This window comes from uncultured Thalassospira sp. (assembly GCF_963976115.1).
Lineage (GTDB): Bacteria > Pseudomonadota > Alphaproteobacteria > Rhodospirillales > Thalassospiraceae > Thalassospira.
Window position 1 is genome coordinate 140,677 of record NZ_CAXBJJ010000009.1, and the last position, 25,386, is coordinate 166,062.

Consider the following 25,386-nt stretch of genomic DNA (forward strand, 5'->3'; position numbering starts at 1 on the left):
GGTCAAACCGGGGGCAGCTTGGCGGGAACACCCCGTTTGCCCTGCCCCCGGCGTCTTTTTGCGTGGGAGGAATTCATGTCTGGCCTTGAAGAAGGTTTCGGCTTTGTCATGCCGCATTGGTTGTATTGGGGGTGGCTGGCCGTCATGCCCCTGATCATGATTGCATGGGAAAACCGGCAATCGAAAAAAACGCGCCCGCAACCGGACCACCAGGATCCGGCGGCAGAACTGCTGGCCGAAGAAGACCCGCTGATCCGTTATGGCATCAAGGGCAACATCGTTACCCGCATCATTGATTGCACCAGTGAAAAATCTGGCCTGTTTATCGCGTTCTGGACGATCAACACCGTGATTTTCTATTTTTTCGAAGTGGTGATGCGCTATCTGTTTAACATGCCCACCATCTGGGTGCATGAAGCATCGTTCCTGTTATTTGGCATGCAATATCTGCTGGCGGGGGCCTATGCCATGCTGCACGGCGCGCATGTCCGGGTTGATATTGTTTATAACCTGCTGCCCGACCGGGGCCGTGTTGGCATGGATATTTTTACATCGGTTTTCTTCTTTATCTTTGCGCTGGCACTGGCCGGTACATCGTTGCGGTTTTTCACCGATTCCTTTGATATGGGCGAAACCACGGTTGAAACCTGGGGCATTCAATACTGGCCGGTCAAAGGCATGATGCTGTTAGGGGCGATTTTGCTGCTGCTGGCGGGGCTGTCGAAATTGATCAAGGACATCATGCTGTTTGTTGAAATGGGCAAGGAGGGCGCACGATGAATTCACCTGCAACATCGCCAACGGTCCCCCGCACCCCGCGCCACAACAGCGCCATGGGCAAATTCGGAACCTGGCTTCTGATTATTGCGTCGGTTGTGGCGGCTTTCGTCGTAACTGTCGAAGTCATCAATATTCTGCTTTACGATCCCTGGAGCGACGAGGTTTTCCTGTTTCGCACGGCGGGCATTCTTGCCAATGTTGATATCAGTTCGCTGACCTGGATCATGTTCGGGTCATTGGTGGTGGTTCTGATGATGGGCCTGCCGCTGGCCTTTGTCACTGGCGGGCTTGGCGTGGTGTTTATCTATCTGGTGGGGGATTCCACCATGTTAAACATTATTCCCGGCCGCATTTTCCCCATGATGACCAATTCAGACCTTGCGGCCATTCCCCTGTTCATTTTCATGGCCTCCATGCTGGAACGCGCGGGCCTGATCGAAGAAATGTTCAACGTGGTATATAAATGGCTGGGCGGGCTAAGTGGGGGGTTGGCTGCCGCCACCATTCTGGCCTCGACCATTCTGGCCGCCATGGTCGGGGTGATCGGGGCTGCTGTTGTCACCATGGGCATCATTGCCCTGCCTGCGATGCTAAAACGCAATTACGACCCGCAAATCGCCATCGGATCGATCATGGCGGGTGGCACCCTTGGCATTCTTATTCCACCGTCCATTCTGGCCATTCTCTATGCCGTGGTCGCCCAGCAATCGGTGGGGGAACTTTATCTGGGCTCGGTCATTCCGGGGCTTTTGCTTTCGGGCATGTATATTGCCTATGTTGTGATCCGCAGCATTAAAAACCCCAAACTGGGGCCGCCCGTACCGGTGTCCGAACGCATCAGCTTTGCCGACAAGTTACGATTGCTGCGCGACCTGATTGCGCCGCTTATTTTGGTGTTTCTGGTTTTAGGCCTGTTATTTGCCGGTGTTGCCACACCTGTGGAAGCAGCAGGCATCGGCTCGTTTGGGGCCGTCATCGTTGCCATGATGCATAAACGCTTTTCGCTAACCGCCCTTCGCGAAGCCTCGATCGGCACGCTCAAGGCATCAGCGATGGTGTTGTGGATCATGTTTGGCGCGTCAATCTTTGTCGGGTTTTACATTCTGCAAGGGGGGCAGACTTTCATCACCGAAGCCATCCTTGGCACCGGCATGTCATCCTACGGCATTTTGTTTTTGCTAATGGTGCTGCTGGTTATTTTGGGCATGTTTCTCGACTGGGTCGGCATATTGCTGCTTGCTGTGCCCATTTTTGTGCCCATCGTCAAGGCGCTGACCTTTGATGGCCTGTTTGGCCTGCCTGCTGTCGCGGGCGATGATGTCGTGCTGTGGTTTGGTGTGCTGTATCTGGTCAATATGCAAATGTCATTCCTAAGCCCGCCTTTTGGCTATGCCCTGTTTTACATTCGCGGGGTCTGCCCACCGGAAATATCAATGGCGACCATCTTTAAATCATCCCTGGTCTTTCTTGCCCTGCAAGCCCTCGGTTTGGCAATGTGCATTCTTTTGCCTGGCATTGTCACCTGGCTGCCCAATCTGGTTTACGGGCATTAACAGCAATATCAACGCCCCATCGCAAACCAAAAAAAAGACCCGTACAAAACTTTGAACTGACCCCCGAAAGTTGGACATCAACTTCGGGGGTTTTCTATGTCCAGATACATACCCGCTTTCTCATCATACAGATTAAGGCGACTTTTGCGGTTTTTTAAGTCTCTATCATGCTTTAACCCCAAACCTACCCTTAAGTATGTTTAAATTTGCACTTCTGCTTAAAAAGAAGTCGCTATAGTATAGATAATGCAAATAACGGATAGGGGTCCGTTTTTGCATCGTCACCATCAAAATTGTCACACCTGGGATCTGTAATTATCGTTTCTGCCGTGGAATTGGGGTCATATCAAAATGACCACGAAATTCTGCGCCATTGCATATGAAATTTTACGCTCTGTGAACAACGGCATATTCGGAAGACCATTTACTTACAGATTACCATTATGACGATGCCGAGATCATGGTTTATGGGGGGAAAACATGTTCAATTCATCATGCAAGAGAATAACACTTGTTTTACTGGCATCCGCCGCAACGGATCTTCTCTTTTTGCACGGAACGGCACAGGCTGCCGATCTCGTTATCAATGCCGGTACACATACTGTCTCGGGCACGGAAAACTACGATTATCTGGAAGTAGGTTCCGCCCTTAATTCCGGCGCGGCCGTCCTGAATATCGGCACGGGAACAACCCTGAATAGCGGCACCAATACAGGTTCAACGGCAAAAGAAACTTTCATCGGAACCGATAGAGGCGCGATCGGAACAGCCAATGTGACTGGCCCCAACGCGGTCTGGAATGACAGTGGTACGGCATTGCTGATCGGATACAAGGGAACGGGAACCCTGAATATATCCCAGGGCGGTGCCGTATCCGCCGTTCAGGTCAAAACCGCCACCGACAGCGGAACAGGATCCATTTACATTACAGGTACCGGCTCGAAACTGACGTCGCAATCGCATATCTCCTTCAAAAAGGGAACATTTGAAGTCAAGGATGGCAGCGGACTTGAAACAGTCGCTGGCGGAATTTACCTTAACAGCGCCACCTTTACCGCTTCAGATAGCGGCACAAATATCAAAATCGGCACGGCACATAGCGAAACACCGGCGAGTTTTGAAAGTGCCGACGGATTTTTCAGTGTGGAGTCCGGCACGGCAACAATCTCGGACGGTGCAACCCTGGAATCAGATGCAGGTTACGTCAATGGTGATGGTGTCGGAAACACGGCTTCGATGACCGTGACGGGTGAAAACACCACCTGGAACGCCCACTTGGCCCTGTATGTTGGCGGCAACGGCAATGGTCCCAGCAATAACACCGGTGAACTGACCATTTCGGGCGGTGCGCAGGTTTGGGCATCCACCGTCGGGGTCGGCAATGATCTTGGTTCTACCGGCAGCATTCTTGTGACTGGAAGCGACACCAAACTGTCGTCCATATCGGACACCTTTTCTGGCAAGGGCTATATCGGCGTAGACGGTACCGGCACCATCACGGTTCAAAACGGTGCCACATTCTCTATGGCCGATGTTTTGCGGATGGGCTTTACCGCAGATGCAAACGGCACCCTGAATATTGGCGCCGATGCCAACAGTACCGCCGTTGCTGCAGGCACGGTTACGGCCACCAACGGCATCGAGTTCTACGCGGGCACCAGTACAATCATTTTCAACCACACTGATACGGATTTTGAATTCGAAAACGCCCTGACGTCGAAGGAATCCGGCAAAGGCACGATCCGCAACATAGCCGGAACAACCCGCCTGACCGGAAACAGCAGCAGCTTTAGCGGCAATGTTGCCCTTGAAGGCGGCACCCTGACACTGGGCACAAGCACAGCCATCGGAACATCCAAACTGACCGTAAGCGGCGGCACACTGGGCCTTGCCGATGGCGTCAATATCAGCAATGCCATTGATCTGACAGATGCAACATTTTCAATAGAAGTGCTGAGCGGAAATGCAGAACTTTCAGGTACGATTACCAATACTGCAACCCCTGTTCACATGGAAAAAAAGGGATCAGGAAATCTGACCTTAAGCCAGAACCAAACCTATAATTACATCAAAGTTGGAAATGGCGGCCTGACATTAGACAACACCACCACAACTGCCGTCGGGTTGTTCATTGGGGGGGAAAGTCAGGACGGACCCTCAGTTACCGCACGGAACGGAGCAGTTTTAAATATCGACAATCTGATTGTTGGAAGCTTCGACCCGACAGTTGATGCACCCGCATCCGTAACTGGCAACCTCACATTAACAGGCCAGGGGACCAGACTAAACACAACCAACTCTGTTCGGGTTGATAATGGCTCCTTGAAAATTCTGAACGGCGCCCATTTCCATGCTGATCAGTCTTTACTTATCGGCCTGCCCAAGGAAGGCAAAACTGGTATTGTGACGGTGTCGGGATCGGGCAGCCAACTGAGCACCGACAGCGGTATCGTCATTGGTGCGCAAGGAGGAAACGGAGAACTTTATATCAAGGAATCCGCCACATCCACAATCGCCGAAGGCATTACCATTGGACAGGACAGTGGCACAACAGCAAAACTCGACGTCTCGGATAGCGGAACCTTTGTTGATTTGGTCGATGCGGCCCTGGTTATCGGCGCAAATGGCAACGGTACGCTCAATATTTCTGGTGGTGCCATCTTTGAAACGGGTCAGCGTATCGAGGTTGGGTCCGGCGTTGGGTCAACCGGCAGGCTGAACGTATCTGGTACCAACACGACATTGAAAATGACCAACGATGGCACCAAATATGGCACCGAATATTATTATCTGAGCATCGGCACCTATGGCACCGATGCCATCACCTCCGTGACGGAAGGCGGGTCAATAACCGGCGTACAAAAGGTTATTGCAGGCTTTATAACGAATTCCGCCGGGACCCTTGTTATCGACGGAGCCGGATCGAACGTTGAATCAAGCGTCTATACCATGATTGGTTATCAGGGGGCGGGAACGGCCACGCTGTCCAACGGCGGTAAAGTCAAGGTTACCGGCTCGTCGGGCAATATCCATATCGCTTATGCCAGTGGCTCAGCGGGTACTTTGAATATCGGTGCCGCAGATGGCAGTGATCCGGCAGCGGCCGCCGGTATTGTCGAAGCAACCAATGTCGTTTTTGGCAGCGGTACAGGCACCCTTGTGTTCAAGCACACGACAGAGGATTACGATTTTACTTCCAACATTTCCGGTGCCGGGGCAATCAGGATTCTTGCCGGTGACACAACCCTGTCAGGCAACAACACCAATTTTACCGGCACAATGACCGTTTCTGGCGGCACGCTGTCGGCAGCTTCCCAGACCAACCTTGGCGGCGGAAGCCTTGTTCTGGATGGCGGTACGCTCGCAAGTACCGCCACCTTTACAACTTCACAAAATGCGACCCTTAATGCGAGCACGGAAAGTACCGTTAACACGGCTGTCGATACCGCGCTGACCCTTTCAGGGATTATTTCAGGCACAGGCTCTTTGACCAAAACAGGAACCGGTCAATTGTACCTGAGTGGAAACAATACCTATTCCGGCGCCACAACAATCAACCAGGGGGCCCTTTGGGCCAATGGCACCAATGCGGCGTCCTCGGTTCTGGTAAACAATGCCGGCACATTTGGCGGCAGCGGTACGATTGGTGCGCTAGCGGTGATGTCTGGCGGCGTTCACTCGCCGGGCAACAACACCGTCGGCACCCAAACTGTAAATGGCAATTACACGCTCAGCAGTGGGGGGACCCTCAAGATCGAGGTGAATGATACGGGAAGTATGGACAAGGTCATTGTTCAAAATAGCGGCACGGTCAATATCGGTAACGCAAACCTTTCGATTGCCGGTTTGCAAGGCGACTTTGCACAAAACGAATATGCCCAGGTGATCATCGAAAATCAGGGTTCATCTGCGATTACCGGCACTTTTGCGTCCGTAACAGATGATCTGGCCTTTTACGATGCCAGTGTCGATTATGCGGCGGGTACCGGCAACGATGTTTCGCTGACACTCAAGCGCAACACGTCGGGCTATGCCGATATTGCAAAAACCCCCAACCAGAAATCAGTCGCCGTTGTTCTGAGCTCCCTCAAGGGTGCAGACAATTTGCTCAATAATATTCTGTCCCTGTCCGAAGCCGCGGTGCAGGAAGCCTATACCCAGCTTACCGGCAATATCTATCCGATCACCCGACAGGCCAGTGTCAATCTGAACCAGCAGGTCGGCCAGCAGGTCGGCACCCGTCTGACCGCCTTGCGCACATCGGCAAATTCCGGCGGCCAGGCCGGGTTGTCCTTTTCGACGGCGCAAATGGCGGGTTTTGCCCAACCCCAGGGCTTGATTGATATTACCCAACCCCTTGGCGCCTCGCTGGGATTGTCCAATACGTCAATAACATCCTCGTCCGACAGGGCCCCGAACGGTTTGTGGTCGCAAACAGTTGGCGGGAAAGGCATTATCGATGCCGATGGTGAATCGGTGAAAACAAATTATGACTGGCTTGGCATCATTGGCGGCTATGACACTGCGATAACCCCGGAAATTACGCTTGGCGCGTTCTTTGGCTATATCAACGGCAACAGCGAACAGACCGCGATTCGCTCGCGTATTGATACAGACACCTTTACTGCCGGAATGTATGGCGAATATCGCAAAAATGACTGGCGTGCCAGCGCCCAGCTTGCCTGGAGCCAGGTTGCCTCTGACAGTCGCCGCGACCTCAAAATTGGCGGCTTTGACCAGACCGCAAAGGCTGATTATACCGACCAGAGCCTGTCGGTGGATGCCGAACTGGCCCGGACTTTTCAGGTTGAACAGAACATGTGGTTCGAGCCTTATGTCTCTGCCTCGGTTCTGCAACAATATCTGGGGGAATTTACCGAAACCGGCGCGCCAGGTGCCAATCTGGGGCGCGATGACGACACCGATCTTGTGGGAACATCCATAGTCGGCGTGCGATTTTCAAGCCAATACGATATTGGCAACAATAAACAATTGCTGCCGCAACTGGGACTGGCCCTTAAACATCATATCGGCGCGACCGACAACACCAGCACCCTGCATTTCACCAGCGGCGGCAGCGACTTTGCCGTTAACGGCACGCCGAAAGACCGGAATATGCTGACCGCCAAAATCGGCACAGCAATGAAATTTGGTGAATCCTTACAGGCTTTCGCCAGCTACAATCCGTCTTTCGGTGCCAAACAGACCGAACACAGCTTTGTCCTTGGTGGCCGTTTTGAATGGTAAACCAATAGATCGATAAACTGGCAGGCAGCCAGACATAAACAAAAAACCCGGCCTTCGTGCAAATTCTGCATGAAGGCCGGTTTCACCTGACCGGCAAATCCTTGCACCCGCCAATTAAAAATTCAACATTGCCTTCGGGGCCGGTGATCGGGCTGGTCGCAATGCCCAGCACCCGCCAGCCCGGCACATTGGCCAGCCAGTTCGATATCATATCGCACACTTCCTGATGCAGTTCAGGTTCACGTACCACGCCTTTTTTACCAACCCGGTCCTTGCCGACCTCGAATTGCGGCTTGATCAGCGCCACCAGATAACCGCCCGGTTTCACAAAATCGAGGCTGGCGGGTAAAACGGTGCGCAAGCCAATAAAGCTGGCATCGCACACGACAATATCAACCGGGTCGGTAATATGTTCTGCGGTGATATGGCGGGCATTGGTTTTTTCCATCACCACAACGCGGTCGTCATTGCGCAGTTTCCAGTCCAGCTGGCCCTGCCCGACATCAATGGCATAAACCTTTGCCGCCCCGTTTTGCAGCAACACATCGGTAAAACCGCCCGTCGAACAGCCCACATCAATGGCGGTAAACCCGGTGACATCGATGGCAAATTCGGCCAGTCCTTTTTCCAGTTTCAGCCCACCGCGCGACACCCACGGATGGGGCTGCCCGCGCAGGGTCAGCGATATGTCATCGCGCACCTGCATGCCCGGTTTATCCAGGCGCTGCTCGCGGGTAAAAACATCCCCGGCCATAATATGGGCCTGGGCTTTACCAAGGCTTTCGACCATACCGCGGTCGACAAGCATCTGATCCAAACGTTTTTTTGCCATGCCGGTTTGTAGCGCACCTGCGCGGAAAAATCACGCCCCGGATTGCGTGATTTTTATCAAACCTGATTTTCAATTGCTAAATAATGGCGGCCAGGACTGTGCCGCCTTTTCCCCTTAACTTGCCAGGGGTTCAAGATAGGCGCGCGGCACCATTGCCAGCAAATCGTTCAGCGCCTCGCCCTGTACGGCCAAATGGGCGCGCATCAAATCGGCGGCCAGGTCGGCCTTGCCACGAGCAATCGCGTCGAGAATTTCGGCATGTTCGTTGTTGGATTTTTCAACCCGCCCCGGGCGATGCAATTGCAAGCGCCGATAAGGCGATAACCGGTTGCGCACAATTTTGGTCTGGCGTTCCAGATACGAATTGCGGCACCCGGCATAGATCGCCTCGTGAAAACGCACATTGGCCGCGTAATAGGCATCGACATCCACCTGTTCGCGCAGGGCATCGCATTCAGCCGAAAGTTCATTAAGCCGGTCAATATCCACCCGGGCCATGCGCCGTGCGGCCAGCCTGGCGCACATGGCTTCAAGTTCAGCCATCACCTCAAACATTTCGATCAGTTCACCCACCGTAATAGATGCCACAACAGTGCCACGGCGGGGCAATGTTGCCACCAGCCCGCTGCGCGCCAGCGATTGCAGGGCTTCACGCACCGGGGTTCGCGACACATTGAACCGTTCGCTTAGGCCGCGTTCATCCAGACGGTCGCCCGGCTGCAACATACCGGTAACGATATCACGCTCCAGTGCCTGCACCAGATCTTCTGCCAGTTTGCCATTTCGCGCCATCAGGCATCCTCCATAAAAGCCGCAGCGTGGTATACCAGAACACATATTTCTGTGCGTTTCAAAGAAATTCAGCCCCTGAAATGCCGTCATTTGCGCTGCGATGCAAAATGAACGTTCTTTTTAAACAGCCTTTTCCAGCAATTCAGCCTGCATTTCCAATGTGGCATTGCAAAAGGCCAATCTGGTATACAAAAACAGATAGACAGCATGCCAGAAATCTGTAACGCTTTCTTTTATGGCGAAAACGTCACAACAAAAAAGCGCCTAACGCGCATTGCGATTTTATGAAACGCAACTTCATCCGGGAGGAATTGATGAAGATTTTTAATGCATCTCTGAAAGCATCTGTGGCCGCTATTGCCCTGGCCGCCACCGCCTTTGGCCTGTCGGGCATTGCCTCGGCCACCACGCTTAAACTGTCACACCAATGGTCCACCAGCGATGTTCGCAACAAGGTTGCCGAAATCATTGCCAACGAAGTTAAAGCGGCCAATGTTGATCTGGAAATCCAGATTTTCCCGTCCGGTTCGCTGTTCAAGGCCAAAGAACAATGGACCCCGATGGAACGCGGCCAGCTTGACATGATTGTCTACCCGCTGGCCTATGCCGGTGGCCGTCATCCTGAATTCAATCTGACCCTGATGCCCGCCCTGATCAAAAACCACGACCACGCCAACCGGATGAACAAATCCGAATTTATGGCGCGTCTGGAAAAAATCCTTAATGACAGCGGCGTTGTTACAGTTGCGCATGGCTGGCTGGCGGGCGGTTTTGCTTCGACCAAGGGCTGCATTCGCACCCCTGACGATGTAAAGGGCCTGCAAATTCGTGCTGCGGGTAAATCGTTTGAACAGATGTTGCAAGGTGCTGGTGCCTCGATCGCGGCCATGCCCAGCTCGGAAATTTATCCGGCAATGCAGACCGGCGTTCTTGATGCCACCAACACCAGTTCATCGAGCTTCGTTTCCTATCGCATTTACGAACAGGTCAAATGCTATACCCCGGCGGGTGCCAATGCCCTGTGGTTCATGTATCAGCCGGTTTTGATGTCGAAGAAAAGCTATGATGCGCTAAACGATGCGCAGAAAGATGCCCTGGCGGCGGCAGCGAAAAAAGCCGAAGCCTATTATGACGCTGAAGGCCGTGCTGAAGATGCAACCAGCGTAAATGTCTTTAAGGAAAACGGCGTTGAAATTGCCGATCTGACCGACGAAGACTTCCAGAAATGGCAGGATCTGGCAAAGAAAACCTCTTATACCGAATTCGTCAAGGAAACCCCGGGTGGTCAGGAACTTCTTGATCTCGCCCTGTCGGTAAAATGATGTTTTTCCGGCGTCGCACAGGGTGCGGCGCCGGATTTCCCGACAAGCGATCTTGCATAAGGAGGCCACGCGTGAGCAACGCAGCCCTTCATTCCCCGTCGCTTCCGATTGACATGCCCGACCCGCACGGGAGTACCCGGATTGTGCAGACCAAATCTTCAAATTCCCCCTTTCCGCCTCCGCCCGATATTGAACCGCTGCCGGAAAAATCGCCGACATCGCAAAATTCAACAGCGCGTTCTGATCAGGTAACACCCCCCACAGGCGGCCCGGTCGGGGCGTTCATCCACGGCGTTCATCTGCTGTCAAAAATTTGTGGCGCGGCATCAGCGGGCATGTTCACCATCGCCATGCTGATCATTTGCCAACTGGTTTTTATGCGCTACGTGCTTAATGCCTCCACCGTCTGGCAAACCGAAGCCGTCATTTTCCTTATGATCGGTGCCACCCTGATCGGCCTGCCCTATGTGCAAATGATCCGCGGCCATGTGAATGTCGATTTGCTGCCGATGTATCTGAAACGCAGCAATCGCAAAATCCTGGCGGTTGTCATTTTGCTTTTGGGCCTGGCGATCAGCGGTTTGTTCGGCTTTTACGGTATCGAACTGGTTATCGATGCCCATAGTGGCGGCTGGCGTTCGGAAACAGTATGGGGTGTTGCCCTGTGGAAACCCTATAGCGCGCTTCCCATCGGCTTTTGCCTGCTGTTTTTGCAATTTGCCGCCGATCTTGCCGGCCTGATAACCAATCGCACCACCCCGTTTGATATTCCCGAAGACGCCGTATAAGGAGAGCACCTGATGGACCCCTTGCTTCTTGCTGCCCTTGTCGGCATTTCAACCACACTGGTTCTGTTTTCAGGCATTCCCGTGGGCATCGGCCTTCTGGTGATCAGTGTCGGCTTTATCATGATTTTTGACGGCGTCGGTTCGCTGCCGCTTTTGCCCGAAATTCTCTTTGGCAAACTCGACAGCTTCGAAGTTCTGGCCATTCCCATGTTTATTCTAATGGGCGCGGTTGTGGCCTCGTCACGCGCCGGGGGCGACCTTTATTCAGCCCTTGATCGCTGGTTAACCCGTGTGCCCGGCGGACTGGTGATTTCCAACCTTGGCGCTTGTGCCATTTTTTCGGCCCTGTCGGGCTCGTCGCCAGCCACCTGTGCGGCCATTGGCAAAATGGGCATTCCCGCCATGCGCGAGCGCGGTTTCCCCGATACGGTTGCCGCAGGCTCCATTGCCGCAGGCGGCACATTGGGCATTCTGATTCCGCCCAGCGTCACCATGATCATTTACGGCATTTCGACCGAAACCTCGATCGGGCGGCTGTTTCTGGCCGGTTTGATGCCGGGGTTAATGCTTACCGCTATGTTCATGATCTGGTCGCTTTATTCCACCTGGCATCAGGGCCATGCGGGCACAGCACTGGCATCTGTTTCCTATAGCTGGAAAGAAAAGTTTGAAATCCTGCCGCGTATCCTGCCGTTTCTGGTGATTATTGCCGCCGTTCTGTTTGCCCTTTATGGCGGTGTTGCCACACCGTCGGAAACGGCTGGTGTGGGCGCGCTGTTCTGCCTTTTAACAGCGGTTGTGGTGTACCGGATGTGGCAGCCGACCAAACTGTGGCACATCCTGCGCGATACCACCCGTGAATCGGTCATGATCCTTCTGATCATTGGCGCGGCAGGTTTATTTAGCTATATGTTATCGAGCCTGTTCATCACCCAGTCAATTGCCCTCTGGATTTCCGATCTTGATGTTAATCGCTGGGTTTTGATGGCGTTTATCAATATATTCCTGCTGATCAGCGGCTTTTTCCTGCCGCCGGTTGCCGTAATTTTGATGTCTGCGCCCATCCTTTTGCCTGTTATCATCAGTGCCGGTTTTGATCCCTACTGGTTTGCCGTCATCTTGACGATCAACATGGAAATCGGCCTGATCACGCCGCCGGTTGGGTTGAACCTGTATGTGATTAACGGCATTGCGCCTGACATTCGCCTGCAAACCATCCTTAAAGGGGCGATGCCCTATGTGGGCTGCATGATTGTTGCCATCGTCATTTTGTGCATCTTCCCTGAAATTGCCACTTGGTTGCCCAATGCCATGATCGGAGGAGGCCGCTAATGTCTGGAATTTCTGTCCGTAACTGGATTTCATCCATTGCCGATCGCGGGCGAGAACTGCTTGATTTACCCTTAAGCACACCACAGGACCCGTTCCTGCGCCTTGCGACCTTGTGCCATGATCTGGTGTCGCAAAAGGGCGAGGCGCGTGGCACCGCCCTTGCCCGCGAGGTTGTGCGCGGCTGGGAAAATCTGGCGCAAGAAGACCATTTGCGTTTCTTCGAAATGATGCAAAACCAATTTTCCGCGAACAAGGATAGCGTCATTGCCGCATCCGATGCCTTCAAAGCCGATCCGAACGAAGAAAACCTCGCCGCGTTAACCCGGGCATCGGAACCGGCCCGTCAGGAATTGCTGCGCCGGATCAACATGGCACCAGGCGGCACGCGCGCCATTGTCGATATGCGTGATGCGTTGCTCAACCTGATCAAAACCAACCGCCACCTTGAACCGTTAAATGCCGATATGCAGCATTTGCTGACCAGCTGGTTTAACCGTGGCTTTTTGGAATTGCGTCATATCGATTGGGAAACATCGGCATCGATCCTGGAAAAACTGATCCGCTATGAAGCGGTTCACGAAATTCAGGGCTGGGACGATTTGCGCCGCCGCCTTGCCGATGATCGCAAATGTTTTGCCTTTTTCCACCCTGCCATGCCCGACGACCCGCTGATATTTGTTGAAGTGGCCCTGGTGCATGGGCTGGCCGACAGTGTGCAGGCCCTGCTGGCCCCTGAAATTGATGAAACGGCCCAATCCAAAGCCAATACCGCCATTTTCTATTCCATCAGCAACTGCCAGTCCGGGTTGCGCGGCATTTCGTTTGGTAATTTCCTGATCAAACAGGTGGTCGAGGAACTCAAACGCGAATTTCCCAAGCTCGACCAGTTCGCCACCCTCTCGCCGATCCCCGGCTTTATGGGCTGGCTGCGTACCCGGCAAAAATCCGATAGTGACGACGCCAAACAGGCCGCCGACATCTTGGTCGCCATGGAAGATGACAGCTGGGTTTCCGACCCGGCCCGGGCCGATGCCCTGAAGAAACCCGCCATGCAGCTTTGTGCACGGTATCTGGCCCATGCCAAACGTGGCAAATCACCGCTGGACCCAACGGCCCGCTTTCATCTGGGCAACGGCGCACGCCTCGAACGCCTGAACTGGATGGGCGACATTTCAACCAAAGGCCTGCGCCAGGCGGGCGGTTTAATGGTGAATTACGCCTACCATCTTGATAATATTGAACGAAACCACGAATCACTTGTTAATGACGGCAAAATCGCCGTATCGCGTGCCGTGTCGCAGCTTGCCGGTAACCAAGGATAGCCTCCCATGTCAGAAAACCTGCTTTTAGAATTCATCAAACGGTTCCCGGCCGATCGCTCAGCCCCTTTCCTGACCGAATATGACGGATCAAACGTCAGCTTTGCCGACCTTTTAGACCGCACCGGGCGCTATGCCACGGTATTGGCCCGCCATGGTGTGATCAAAGGCGACCGCGTTGCCGTTCAGGTCGATAAATCATCCGATGTGATTGCGCTGTATCTGGCTTGCCTGCAACTTGGCGCCATTCATTTGCCGCTAAACACTGCCTATACCGGCGATGAAATTGCCTATTTCCTTGGCGATGCTGCGCCGCGCGTTTTTGTTTGCCGCCCCGACCGGCTTGAAACATCGCAAACCCTGGCCGGGCAAAATGATGTGGCGGCTGTGCTCACACTTGGCACAATGGGCGATGGCACCCTGAATGACGAAGCCGCCAGTGCCGATGCGCTTAGCGAAATTGCCGATGTCGCCAGCGATGATATTGCCGCCATATTGTACACATCAGGCACCACCGGCCGGTCCAAAGGCGCAATGCTCAGCCACGGTAATTTGACATCAAACGCCATGACGCTGCACACGGCATGGGGTTTCAAACCCGATGATGTTTTGCTGCATGCCCTGCCGCTGTTTCATACCCATGGGCTGTTTGTGGCGGTCAATATCATGCTGCTCAATGGCGGCAAAATTATCTTGCTGTCAAAATTCGACGCGGACGATGTTCTTGAACGCCTGCCAAAATCAACTGTGCTGATGGGGGTTCCCACCTTTTATACCCGCCTTTTGGCCCATCCCGATTTTAACCGCGATGTGACGTCAAACATGCGGCTGTTTGTATCGGGTTCGGCCCCGCTTCTGGCGGAAACCCACGATCAGTTTTTTGAACGCACCGGCCATAAAATTCTTGAACGTTATGGCATGACCGAAACCTGTATGAACACATCCAACCCGTTAGACGGCGAACGCCGCCCCGGTGCCGTTGGCCCAACCCTGCCCGGCATCGAAGCCCGCGTTTGCGACAAGGATGGCAATATTTTGCCGCATGGCGAAATTGGTGTGCTCGAAGTGCGTGGCCCGAACGTGTTTAAGGGTTATTGGCAAATGCCGGAAAAAACCGCGTCGGAATTTCGCGCCGATGGCTTCTTTATTACCGGCGATCTGGCAACACTGGGCGATGACGGCTATGTCACCATTGTAGGTCGCGACAAGGATCTGATCATTTCGGGCGGGTTTAACGTCTATCCCAAGGAAGTCGAAGAAATTATTGGCGACTATGACGAAGTCGGCGAAGTGGCGGTATTTGGCCTGCCCCATCCCGACTTTGGCGAAGCGGTTGCCGCCGTCATCGTCCCGGCCAGCACCAACGGCTTTGACGAACAGGAAATTATCAAACGCACCCAGGACAAACTGGCAAAATTCAAGGTGCCAAAGCGGATCTGGACGATTGATGAGTTGCCGCGCAACACCATGGGCAAAGTGCAAAAGGCCCAGTTGCGCGCCCAGTATGCCGATACCTTTGCCGGGGGCAAAAACTGACTTCCAGGTGATTTATCGTCGAGTTACCGGCAAAGCGTGCATTGATCGTCGCATTAAAGCACTTTTCCTTTATGGCCCTTTCATTCGCGGAGACACAGATCATGACCGCTTTGCACGCCCGCCAGATCCAGATCGACACCCCGGGCCCCGCCCGGAACATGCGGTTAAAAACCGTGCCTTTGGCTGAACCCGGACCGGATGAAGTGCGTATTCGCCATACGGCCATTGGTTTTAATTATATCGATGTCTATCAGCGCAGCGGGGCCTATGCTCTGCCCTTGCCCAGCCCGCTGGGCCATGAAGCTGCCGGGGTTATTGATGCGATTGGCAGTACCGTCACCGATTTTGGCGTCGGCGACCGGGTTGCCTATATGAATGCCGGGCCGGGCGCCTATGCCGATATGCGGAATGTCAGTGCGAACAAGGTTGTTCCCCTGCCCGATAATATTTCGGACGAAGACGCCGCCGCCCTGATTTTTAAAGGGATGACAGCGCAATATTTGCTAAAACACACCTGCCCGGTTCAGGCTGGTGACATGGTGGTGGTTCATGCTGCCGCAGGGGGTGTTGGGCAAATCCTGTCGCGCTGGGCCAAGGCATTGGGGGCATTTGTGGTTGGCACCGCCGGGTCGGATGAAAAATGCGCCATCGCACGAGATGCCGGGTGCGACATTGCCATTAATTACCGTACTGAAAACTGGGCAGAAGCCTTGCTGAGTGCGACAAACGGGCGCAAGGCCCGTGTGGTGTATGACGCGGTCGGCAAACATACATTCCTGCACTCGCTCGACCTGGCGCAGCCATTTGGCATGGTTGTGCTTTACGGGGCGGCATCTGGCCCCGCCCCCGATATTGCGCCGGAAATACTCAATAAAAAAGGCTGTCTGTTTTTAACCCGGCCATCGGTTTTTCCGCATAATGCGGCACAAGACCGCTTTCGCGCCAATGCCGCCGATTTGTTTGATGCCATTGGCCGGGGCTATGTCAAAGTCGCCATTGGGGCACGGTTTTCCCTTGAAAACGCTGCCGATGCCCATGAAATGGCCGAAAGCCGGGCCAGCGCCGGGGCCATTTTGCTGATCCCGTGATCACACTCTATCGGCACTTTTCCTGCCTGATCTCCATTCCCCGATGTCTGTCGATTTCAGCATCGGGGATCATACTGGCTGTTGGCTTGCAAACCCGTTAGGCTGGCACCCGGAATTTTGGCAACAGGCAGCATGTGAATGACCCGTTCGGCCCTATGGTATCGCCAATTTGGCGACCCGATTGATGTTCTAACCCTTGAAACGGCCCCGGTGGCGGCATTGCCTGCGGGCCTTGTCCGCGTGCACATGCTCGCAGCCCCCATCAACCCGTCTGATCTGATTCCGGTCACAGGTGCCTATCGTCACCGGATCAGCCCGCCGCAAATTGCCGGATACGAAGGACTGGGGATCATTGCCGAAAAATCAGCAGGTAGTGCCTGCCCGTTTGGGGTGGGGCAGCGTGTTTTACCGCTGCGCGCCAACGGCACATGGCAAACCAATGTCGATGCCGACCCAACATGGATGGTTGCCGTCCCCGACGATATCACCGATGATATCGCCCTGCGCGGTTATATCAACCCGCTGGCCGCGTGGCTGATGCTTGATCTTTGGCCGGTAAAGAACAAACACGTTGTCATCACCGCTGCGGGGTCATCCTGTGCCGGGTTATTAATGCAATGGGCGCAAAAACACGGGGCCGCATCAGTACATGGCATATATCGCAGCCCGTCGCGCAAGGTGGAAACAAAAGCCCTTGGTGCCACCCCCATCGACATGACAGACGCATCGTCCATCGAAACCCTTGCCGCCTGGACCGACATTGTTTTTGATGCCGTGGGGGGTGATCTTGCCCGGCTGCTGCTGGGCCATATGCCCCGGGGGTCGTCGCTGGTATCTTACGGGCTGCTTTCGGGTAAACTGTTTGCCCTGCCCGAAAATGCCCAGGCCAAAATCCACCGCTTTCATATCCGTGACCGGCTTGAAACGGTGTCTGCGGCAAAATGGCAGGGCTGGTTTAATCAGCTTTGGCCGCTATTACGCGAAACATCTCTGCCGCCGCTGGCGATTTACGATTTTGCCGACTGGCGCGCAGCAATTAACTATTTCAACCAGCCAGGCCGGGCCGAAAAACCGGTTTTGCAGTTTTAAACATCTTAACACCATATGGCAAAAACCCCACCCAAACCCCACAAGGAAGCATTTATGAACGAGAAAAACCACGCACAGGTTGCCTTCGTTACCGGCGGCGCACAAGGGCTGGGGTTGGGCATCAGCCAGCATTTGTTAAATAATGGCTGGAAAGTCATGATGTTTGACCTTGATGAAGAAGCCGGGCGCGAAGCCATGGATGCCCTGGACGAAAAAAGCCGAACCCGCTGCCTGTTTTTTGCCGGGGACGTGACCGATGAACAGGATGTTGCCATTGCCGTGCAACGTACGATTGACCGGTTTGGCCGCATTGACGGACTGGTTAACAATGCCGGAATTGCCAACCCCGATAACGGATCGTTTGAACATCTCGATTGGCAGGCCTGGCGTCACGTGATCGATGTTAATGTGGGCGGGGCCTTTTTGGTGGCAAAACATGCCACCCAGCATTTGCGCAAACATAACGGCGCCATCGTCAATATTTCATCGACCCGCGCCTTTCAGTCCGAAGCCAATAGCGAAGCCTATGCCGCGACCAAGGGCGGGCTTGTATCGCTAACCCATGCCATGGCTGTTAGCCTTTCGGGTGATGTCCGCGTTAATGCCATTGCACCGGGCTGGATCGAGGTTGGCGACTGGAAAAAAGCCGCAACCAAAACACAGCCCGCACATAGCGAAAGTGATAAAAAGCAACATCCCGCCGGGCGCGTTGGCACCCCCAATGATATCGCCCATGCTGTGGCTTTTTTGCTGGATGGTGAAAAGTCCGGCTTCATCACCGGTGAAACCCTGCGCATTGATGGCGGTATGACCCATAAAATGATCTATCAGGATTAACGCCAGGGCTATCCCTCCCCGCATATGCGACTCGTTCGCATTGTTAGATAACAACACCAAATAACAGCCCCCGTCGGCAATATCGACAGGGGCTGTTATTTGTTTCCACGCCAGACCACATGCAAAAAGCGTGAATCCCCCGTAACCCTTCTATTCTCCACACGTAAAAGGGGACATTCCACAAACCGCAAGATTGAAAACTGAACTTTTATATCGCTACTGATAATCATGATCATTATCATTGCGATTGATTATTAATAATGTTATCGGAAGGATCGTTTTGCAGGCCCGAAGGCCTGCGCAAAATTCTTGGGGAACCAATATGTCACTTTCTGCAAAATGCTATGGCCCGTTAGGATTGGCCCTTCTCGCATCTGCAAGCCTGCTTGCGCTATCTGGCGGCACTGTTTTGGCACAGGAAGCATCCACGACCAAAACAAAAGACGACACCATCCAGCTTGATCCCATCACAGTCGAAGGCCAGGCACAGCAGGAAGCGGGCGACCCAACCCCACCCGTCTATGCTGGCGGTCAGGTCGCAACCGGCGGACGCACCGGGGTTCTTGGCAATCAGGATGTTTTAGATACCCCTATCAACACCACCGCTTATACCGAACAGCTGATCAATGACCAGCAAGCCGACACCCTGGCCGATGTGGTTGACAATGACCCCGGTGTTTTAACATCATACAGCTATGGCGGATCAGGTGACCGCTACATGATTCGCGGGTTCATTCTGGACGGCGACGACGTTGCCCTTGATGGCCTGTATGGCACGGCCCCACGCCAATTAATCGACATGTCAATGTATGAACGTGTTGAAGTCACCAAAGGTGCGTCGGCCTTTATCAATGGCATGTCGCCCGGCGGCAGCGGCATTGGTGGCATGATCAACCTTGTGCCAAAACGGGCTACCGACGCACCTGTCACTCGCCTGACCACAACTTATGGCATGGATAGCGAAGCAGGCGGTCATATCGATATTGGCCGACGTTTTGGTAAAGACAACCAGTTTGGTATTCGCGCCAATTTGAAGTATAGCGACGGCGAAACCGGCATTGACGACGAAAATCGCAACAGCCAGGTCGGTGCGCTTTCATTCGACTATCGTGGTGACAATACCCGGATTACCGTTGATGCCGGGCATAATGAGAAAAACATTGACCACGGTCGGACATCGATCAACGTCAACAGTGCACTTACCAGCATCCCCGGCGCACCGGATGCGCGCCATAATTATAATGCCGATGGCACTTGGGCCGATCTTCAGGACGACTTCCTGCAAGGCCGGGTTGAGCATGACTTTAACGAATATGTCATGGGCTATGTGGCAGCCGGCACGCGCCATATGGAAGAATCCGGCATTTATTCAACGCCCACCATCAATGGCACGGATGGCAGCACGACCTATAGCAGTTCCAATATCGTCCGCGAAGACACCACCAACAGCGCCATCACCGGGGCTCGGGTCAAATTTGAGACAGGTCCGGTCGGGCACGAACTGAATATCGGCGCTTCAGCCATGCGAACCAAAAGCCATCAGGCATGGGCATTTGGCTCTGCTTCCTTTAATAGCAACATCTATGGTGACACCCCGTCAAGCTATCCTGGTATCGGGGCGGCAACTGGCAATCTGAACGATCCGGGCCTGCGCAACACCAATGATCTGACCAGTTATTTTCTGGCTGACACCGTCAGTTTCCTGGATGATCGCGTTCACGTTACGGGCGGTGTGCGTCGCCAATCCGTCACCACCCGGCAGTTCGACCTGACCAGTGGTGCCCGGACCACCAATTACGATGCCGATGAATATACCCCGATGGTTGGCATTGTTGGCAATGTGACCGATCAGGTTTCGGTCTATGCCAACTATATGGAATCACTTTCACCGGGCGAAACGGCCGCTTCCGCCGCCAGCGATGCAACCCTGACCAATCCCGGCGAACAACTTGCCCCCTACACCTCCAAACAATATGAAGTTGGTGCAAAGGCCGATTTTGGCAGTTTCGGCGGCAGTGTCGCCCTGTTCCAGATTGAAAAGCCATCCGCCTATAAAAATGCCAACAATACTTTTGCCGCCGACGGCGAACAACGCAACCGCGGCCTGGAATTTCAGCTGTTTGGTGAACCTGTTCAAGGCACACGTATCCTTGGCGGCTTTACCATACTAAATGCAGAACTGACCGACACCCAAAACGGCACCAACAATGGCAATACCCCTATCGGCGTACCAGACTATGTTGCCAAGCTGGGCGTTGAATATGACCTGCCCTTTATGCAAGGGGCGACGCTTAACGCCCGCGTCATTCATACGGCATCACAATATATCAACGTAACCAACACTCAGGAAATCCCGTCATGGACGCGTCTGGATGTTGGCGCCCGCTATAAAACCAACATGTATGACTACCCTGTAACCCTGCGGGCCAATGTTGAAAACGTTACCGGCAACGATTATTGGGCATCGGCAAATGGTGGCTATCTGACGATGGGCGCACCATTAACGGCAAAATTTTCACTGACCGCTGATTTCTGATCAGCCTGCACCTGGCCGACACAGACAAACGCCACCTGTTTTGCCCGGGTGGCGTTTGTCTTTTGCCATCAGGCGCGGCTATGCTTTAACGGCGAAAACCGGCATTTATGCCGACCACCGAAAAACGGATGTCTGAAATGATGGATAAATTTTAAGAGTGGCATTCATGTGCCAGGGGCTGTTTGCGGGCAAAAAACAGGACGCACCCGTTTATCGCCAATGGCCGCCCCAACGTAAACGAAGGGATACGGCCTGCAAATCCGCACTGTGGTCGGGGCAAACACCCTCACGACCTATAAAATGACAGTTCCGGTTCCGAAAACGGATGACAGAGTGACGATCCTTATCATCGACACAAACACGACCTTGGCCGCAAGAATTAGCCACGGCACACGCACCGCATCGACAAGGTGCGGTTCAAAGGCCGTTGCAACCCTCCCTAAACAGGCATTCCTTCGCCTTCGGCCCGGGAAATGGCATCGTCAGGTTTCGCATCACGTTTCGGCAATGCGACAGGTGCAATAACATCACACTGCCCCCGGTCCATGAGAATGGCCCGGTCCAGTTCTCGGGGATCAATCGGCAATGTGCGAGCCCCGGCCTTGCCAAGCACATGCAACAACGTCGCCGTGCGGCGATAAGCAAGGAAGGAAACACCTTCGATCAATTCTTCTTCGGTTTCGACATCATAATCGCCACGGGGAAAGGTTTCGTCGTGCCCCTTCAATTTAAAGGGCCCGGAAAACTCAACCTGCTTGTGACTTACGCGCGTGATTGACATTTTCTTCACCTTGGAAATATCGAACAAACAGCGGCAAAAGGGGACAATCCCCCTTTCGCCGGTTGAATGCGTGCTAGCTTTTTTTGGATGATTTTGCTTCAGGTTTTGCCTTCGGCACTGCCGAGTCAACCGGATGAGCAGCTTTTGCCTTTTCAGCATCAGCAGATGTGGAAGTTTTGTCCTGAGAGGCAGAGAATTTCTGGAAACTCATCATGCATCCTCCATTTTGAAAGCCAGGAATCTGACTTAAGAAATGAATACTGCACTGAATTAAGAAAAAAGTCAATGAAACTGTAAATAAAACACCTGAAAATACTACGAAAACTCAAAACAAAAGGACATACTTAAAACATAAATCAAAAATTTATTTTATTTTATGAAGTAAAAACTAAAGAAAAACAAAATCAACGCAACCTTGGCTCTGACAGCGAAGCAACAGCCCCGACGTAACAGGCAAAGAAAAACGCCACCAAATACGATTTGGCGGCGTTTCAGAACACGGATCAGGCAAAAAATGGGTCATATTAAAGGAAAAGTGCTTTAAGCCCGCGCCTTGCTTTCCGAAAGCCCCAGCGCATCGCGTGCCGTGCGCACAATGGCACGTGCATCCAGCCCGGCGTCGGCATATTGTTTTTCGGGTTTATCGTGGTCCAGCAAACGATCCGGCAAGGCCATGGTCCGCACTTTCAAACCATGGTCAAGCAAGCCCTGCCCGGCCATATGCTGTAACACCATCGCCCCAAAGCCACCGATTGATCCTTCCTCGATCGTGATCAGCACTTCGTGGTTGCGTGCCAGATCAGCAATCAGCTCTGCATCTAACGGTTTGGCAAAGCGGGCATCCGCAACCGTTGCCGAAAGGCCCCGTGCGGCCAGGTCTTCTGCGGCCAGCAACGATTCTGCAAGGCGTGTTCCATAAGACAAAATCGCAATCTTGCTGCCTTCGCGCAGAATGCGGCCTTTGCCAATTTCCAGCACCTGTCCCTCGGCGGGTATTTCAACGCCAACGCCTTCGCCGCGCGGATAACGAAACGCACAGGGACGATCATTGATCGACCATGCCGTCGTCGTCATATGCACCAGTTCGGCTTCGTCGGCCGCTGCCATCAACACGATATTGGGCAAACACCCCAGATACGCCAGGTCATAGACCCCGGCATGGGTCGCACCATCGGCCCCAACCAGACCGGCACGGTCCAGCGCAAAACGCACCGGCAGGTTTTGCACCACAACATCATGCACCAGCTGGTCATAACCCCGTTGCAGGAAGGTCGAATAAATGGTGCAAAACGGTTTGTAGCCTTCACACGCCATACCGGCGGCAAAGGTGACTGCATGCTGTTCGGCAATGCCGACATCAAACGAACGGTCCGGAAACGCATCGGCAAACAGGTTAACCCCTGTGCCCGACGGCATGGCGGCTGTAATCGCGGTTACTTTTTCGTCTTTCTGGCCCAGCTTTACCAGCGTTTCGCCATATACCTTGGTGTAGGATGGCGCATTGGGCGTTGGCTTGGCCTGCTTGCCGGTCACCACGTCAAACCTGGCAACACCATGATATTTATCCGCCGCATGTTCCGCCGGGGCATAGCCTTTGCCTTTTTGCGTTACCGCATGGATCAGAACCGGGCCATCCAGATCGGCATCGCGCACGTTTCTAAGAACCGGCAACAAATGATCCAGATTATGCCCGTCAATCGGCCCGACATAAAAGAAACCCATTTCTTCAAACAGGGTCCCGCCCGTGACCATGCCCCGGGTGTATTCTTCGATCTTGCGGGCAGCGTCCTCGATCTGGCGGGGCAAATGTTTGGTCAGGCCCTTGGCCGCGTTGCGCAACCCCTGATAACTTTTGCCCGAAATCAGGCGCGACAAATACCCCGACATCGACCCAACCGGCGGGGCAATCGACATATCGTTATCGTTTAAAATGACAATCAAACGCTGGTCGGTCGCCGCGGCATTATTCATCGCCTCATAGGCCATGCCAGCACTCATCGCGCCATCACCAATCACGGCAATAACATTTTTGCGGCCATCATCCGACAGCTTGTTGGCAACCGCCATACCCAGCCCGGCTGAAATCGAGGTCGAGCTGTGCCCGGCCCCGAACGGGTCATATTCGGATTCAGACCGTTTGGTAAAACCAGACAGCCCGCCGCCCTGGCGCAGAGTGCGAATACGGTCGCGCCGCCCGGTCAGGATTTTATGGGGATAACACTGATGGCCCACGTCCCAGATCAGACGGTCATGCGGGGTGTCAAACAGGTAATGAATGGCAACAGTCAGTTCCACCACACCCAGACCGGCCCCCAGATGGCCGCCGGTAACCGAAACGGCATCAATGGTTTCCTGTCGCAATTCATCGGCCAGCTGACGCAATTGTGCGGGCTGCAACTTGCGCAGGTCTGACGGGATCGTGACAGTGTCAAGCAGCGGGGTCTTGGAGGGGGTCATGCCGAACTCGATTTTTGTGTTCTCTCAGCGTTGAATATCATTCCAACAGGGTGACGCTTCACAGGCCCCATTGCAAGGGCCGTAAAATAGCGAGGTTATGCAAAATTAGCGACCCTGAATTTAGGCCAAATTCAACCCGTGTGAACACGGTTTAAAAAGTGATGCACCAGTTGGGTGACGCTATCATGAATATGGCGACGTTCGCGGCCAAAATCCTGGCATAAATGCGGAAAATTTTGCGCAATATAATCCGTGCAAAGCGGCAAGAACGAATAATGCCCGGCCCCCTTCACCCGAACAAACTTTGCCCGCCCCTGCAAAAGGTCGCGAAAACGCGCCGCATTAACATTGTGCCGTAAAACTTCGTCGGTATCGGCTTCGATAAACAGCATCGGCACGTCAATGTCGGCAACGCTTTTTGGGGTCGCGGCAACACCAAAGGCCGGTGTAATCATGATGGCGGCGCAAATGCGGTCATCGCGGGCCCGCACAACAGGCGCGCCGTGCTGCTGTGTCAGCGTATCAAGGGCGGCATCATTGGGCACAAATTCGCAAATCACACCATCATCATCGCTGTTAAGATTGCAATAATGCATCCATGCGCAGGCATCAAAGTGCCAACCCGCCAGTTTCAAAACAGTTGCCCCGCCAGCGGAATGCCCCAACGCGGAAATACGCGCCGGATCGATATGTGGCGCGATATCAACATGGGCCAGCAATAAATCAAGCGCCTGGCGCATTTCGTGCGGCCTGCGTTCAATGATGGTCAGGGACCGGGCATCGCTGGCATCAATGTAATTGTCACCGGTATGTTGCGGCACGGCAACAATATAGCCCCGGCGCGCCAGATATTCCGCCAGCCAGAAATGCACAAACCTGTGCCCTTCAGACCCATGCGACATCATCACCAGCGGAAAAGGGCCATTTGATGCAAAAGGGGCGTTGCGGGCCGCCATGCTGGAAACGCCCATATGGCGCACCGCTGTTTCATCAGCCGTTGCCGGATACCACAAAGCCAGCAAGAACGGGTCCTTGTCAAAGACCCGATCCCGGAACCCGGCTGTATAAGGCGGAATTTCAGAGGAATGCGACATGCG

At 53.8% G+C, this 25,386-nt stretch carries 18 protein-coding genes; 12 read left to right on the forward strand and 6 right to left on the reverse strand.

The window, feature by feature from the left end; genetic code table 11:
• Positions 1-75 precede the first annotated feature (75 nt).
• The 3 genes from AAC086_RS13530 to AAC086_RS13540 all read left to right on the forward strand — a co-directional run bounded on the left by AAC086_RS13530 (position 76) and on the right by AAC086_RS13540 (position 7,580).
• Positions 76-780 carry a TRAP transporter small permease subunit gene (locus AAC086_RS13530; protein WP_339779327.1) on the forward strand — a complete coding sequence of 235 codons (705 nt, stop codon included), beginning with the start codon at positions 76-78 and terminating at the stop codon, positions 778-780.
• The gene (locus AAC086_RS13535) at positions 777-2,333 is read left to right on the forward strand and encodes a TRAP transporter large permease subunit (RefSeq protein ID WP_339779329.1); all 1,557 of its coding nucleotides are present in this window, start codon (positions 777-779) and stop codon (positions 2,331-2,333) included. The genes AAC086_RS13530 and AAC086_RS13535 overlap by 4 nt, the downstream gene beginning before the upstream one ends.
• Before the next feature lie 480 nt (positions 2,334-2,813).
• Positions 2,814-7,580: an autotransporter domain-containing protein gene (locus tag AAC086_RS13540; RefSeq protein WP_339779331.1), complete on the forward strand. Its 4,767-nt coding sequence runs from the start codon at positions 2,814-2,816 to the stop codon at positions 7,578-7,580.
• An 82-nt stretch (positions 7,581-7,662) separates the two neighbouring features.
• Here AAC086_RS13540 and AAC086_RS13545 read toward each other — a convergent pair whose 3' ends face one another.
• Together AAC086_RS13545 and AAC086_RS13550 are read right to left on the reverse strand one after the other, a co-directional pair.
• The gene (locus AAC086_RS13545) at positions 7,663-8,412 is read right to left on the reverse strand and encodes a TlyA family RNA methyltransferase (RefSeq protein WP_339779332.1); all 750 of its coding nucleotides are present in this window, start codon (positions 8,410-8,412) and stop codon (positions 7,663-7,665) included.
• 114 nt (positions 8,413-8,526) lie between these two features.
• The gene (locus AAC086_RS13550; protein WP_339779333.1) at positions 8,527-9,204 is read right to left on the reverse strand and encodes a GntR family transcriptional regulator; all 678 of its coding nucleotides are present in this window, start codon (positions 9,202-9,204) and stop codon (positions 8,527-8,529) included.
• Between the two features lie 314 nt (positions 9,205-9,518).
• On the opposite strand from AAC086_RS13550, the gene dctP reads away from it, so the two are divergent.
• From dctP to AAC086_RS13595, 9 genes are all read left to right on the forward strand, one after another.
• Entirely contained in the window at positions 9,519-10,526 is a 1,008-nt protein-coding gene (gene dctP / locus AAC086_RS13555; RefSeq protein WP_339779334.1) for a TRAP transporter substrate-binding protein DctP, read from the forward strand.
• Positions 10,527-10,597: 71 nt separating this feature from the next.
• A complete protein-coding gene (locus AAC086_RS13560; protein ID WP_339779336.1) occupies positions 10,598-11,314 on the forward strand; it encodes a TRAP transporter small permease in 717 nt (238 codons plus the stop codon).
• A 12-nt stretch (positions 11,315-11,326) separates the two neighbouring features.
• The gene (locus tag AAC086_RS13565) at positions 11,327-12,646 is read left to right on the forward strand and encodes a TRAP transporter large permease (protein WP_339779338.1); all 1,320 of its coding nucleotides are present in this window, start codon (positions 11,327-11,329) and stop codon (positions 12,644-12,646) included.
• A complete protein-coding gene (locus AAC086_RS13570) occupies positions 12,646-13,968 on the forward strand; it encodes a malonyl-CoA decarboxylase (RefSeq protein WP_339779340.1) in 1,323 nt (440 codons plus the stop codon). Before AAC086_RS13565 ends, AAC086_RS13570 begins: the two co-directional genes overlap by 1 nt.
• 6 nt (positions 13,969-13,974) lie before the next feature.
• A complete protein-coding gene (locus AAC086_RS13575) occupies positions 13,975-15,501 on the forward strand; it encodes a malonyl-CoA synthase (RefSeq protein WP_339779341.1) in 1,527 nt (508 codons plus the stop codon).
• Between the two features lie 101 nt (positions 15,502-15,602).
• Positions 15,603-16,589, forward strand: coding sequence for a quinone oxidoreductase (locus AAC086_RS13580; protein ID WP_339779343.1), 987 nt, complete (start codon positions 15,603-15,605; stop codon positions 16,587-16,589).
• A gap of 138 nt (positions 16,590-16,727) precedes the next feature.
• A complete protein-coding gene (locus AAC086_RS13585; RefSeq protein ID WP_339779344.1) occupies positions 16,728-17,678 on the forward strand; it encodes a zinc-dependent alcohol dehydrogenase family protein in 951 nt (316 codons plus the stop codon).
• Positions 17,679-17,732: 54 nt separating this feature from the next.
• Positions 17,733-18,515 (forward strand): glucose 1-dehydrogenase, encoded by a 783-nt coding sequence (locus AAC086_RS13590; RefSeq protein WP_339779346.1) that lies wholly within the window; start codon positions 17,733-17,735, stop codon positions 18,513-18,515.
• Positions 18,516-18,837: 322 nt separating this feature from the next.
• On the forward strand, positions 18,838-21,051 hold the full coding sequence (locus tag AAC086_RS13595; protein WP_339779347.1) for a TonB-dependent receptor: 2,214 nt from the start codon (positions 18,838-18,840) through the stop codon (positions 21,049-21,051).
• Positions 21,052-21,490: 439 nt separating this feature from the next.
• On the opposite strand, the gene AAC086_RS13600 is transcribed toward AAC086_RS13595, so the two are convergent.
• From AAC086_RS13600 to AAC086_RS13615, 4 genes are all read right to left on the reverse strand, one after another.
• Positions 21,491-21,832 (reverse strand): hypothetical protein, encoded by a 342-nt coding sequence (locus tag AAC086_RS13600; protein WP_339779349.1) that lies wholly within the window; start codon positions 21,830-21,832, stop codon positions 21,491-21,493.
• 73 nt (positions 21,833-21,905) lie between these two features.
• A complete protein-coding gene (locus tag AAC086_RS13605) occupies positions 21,906-22,046 on the reverse strand; it encodes a hypothetical protein (RefSeq protein ID WP_339779350.1) in 141 nt (46 codons plus the stop codon).
• A 326-nt stretch (positions 22,047-22,372) separates the two neighbouring features.
• Entirely contained in the window at positions 22,373-24,289 is a 1,917-nt protein-coding gene (dxs, locus tag AAC086_RS13610; protein ID WP_339779352.1) for a 1-deoxy-D-xylulose-5-phosphate synthase, read from the reverse strand.
• A 131-nt stretch (positions 24,290-24,420) separates the two neighbouring features.
• Positions 24,421-25,383 (reverse strand): hypothetical protein, encoded by a 963-nt coding sequence (locus AAC086_RS13615; protein ID WP_339779353.1) that lies wholly within the window; start codon positions 25,381-25,383, stop codon positions 24,421-24,423.
• Positions 25,384-25,386: the final 3 nt, after the last annotated feature.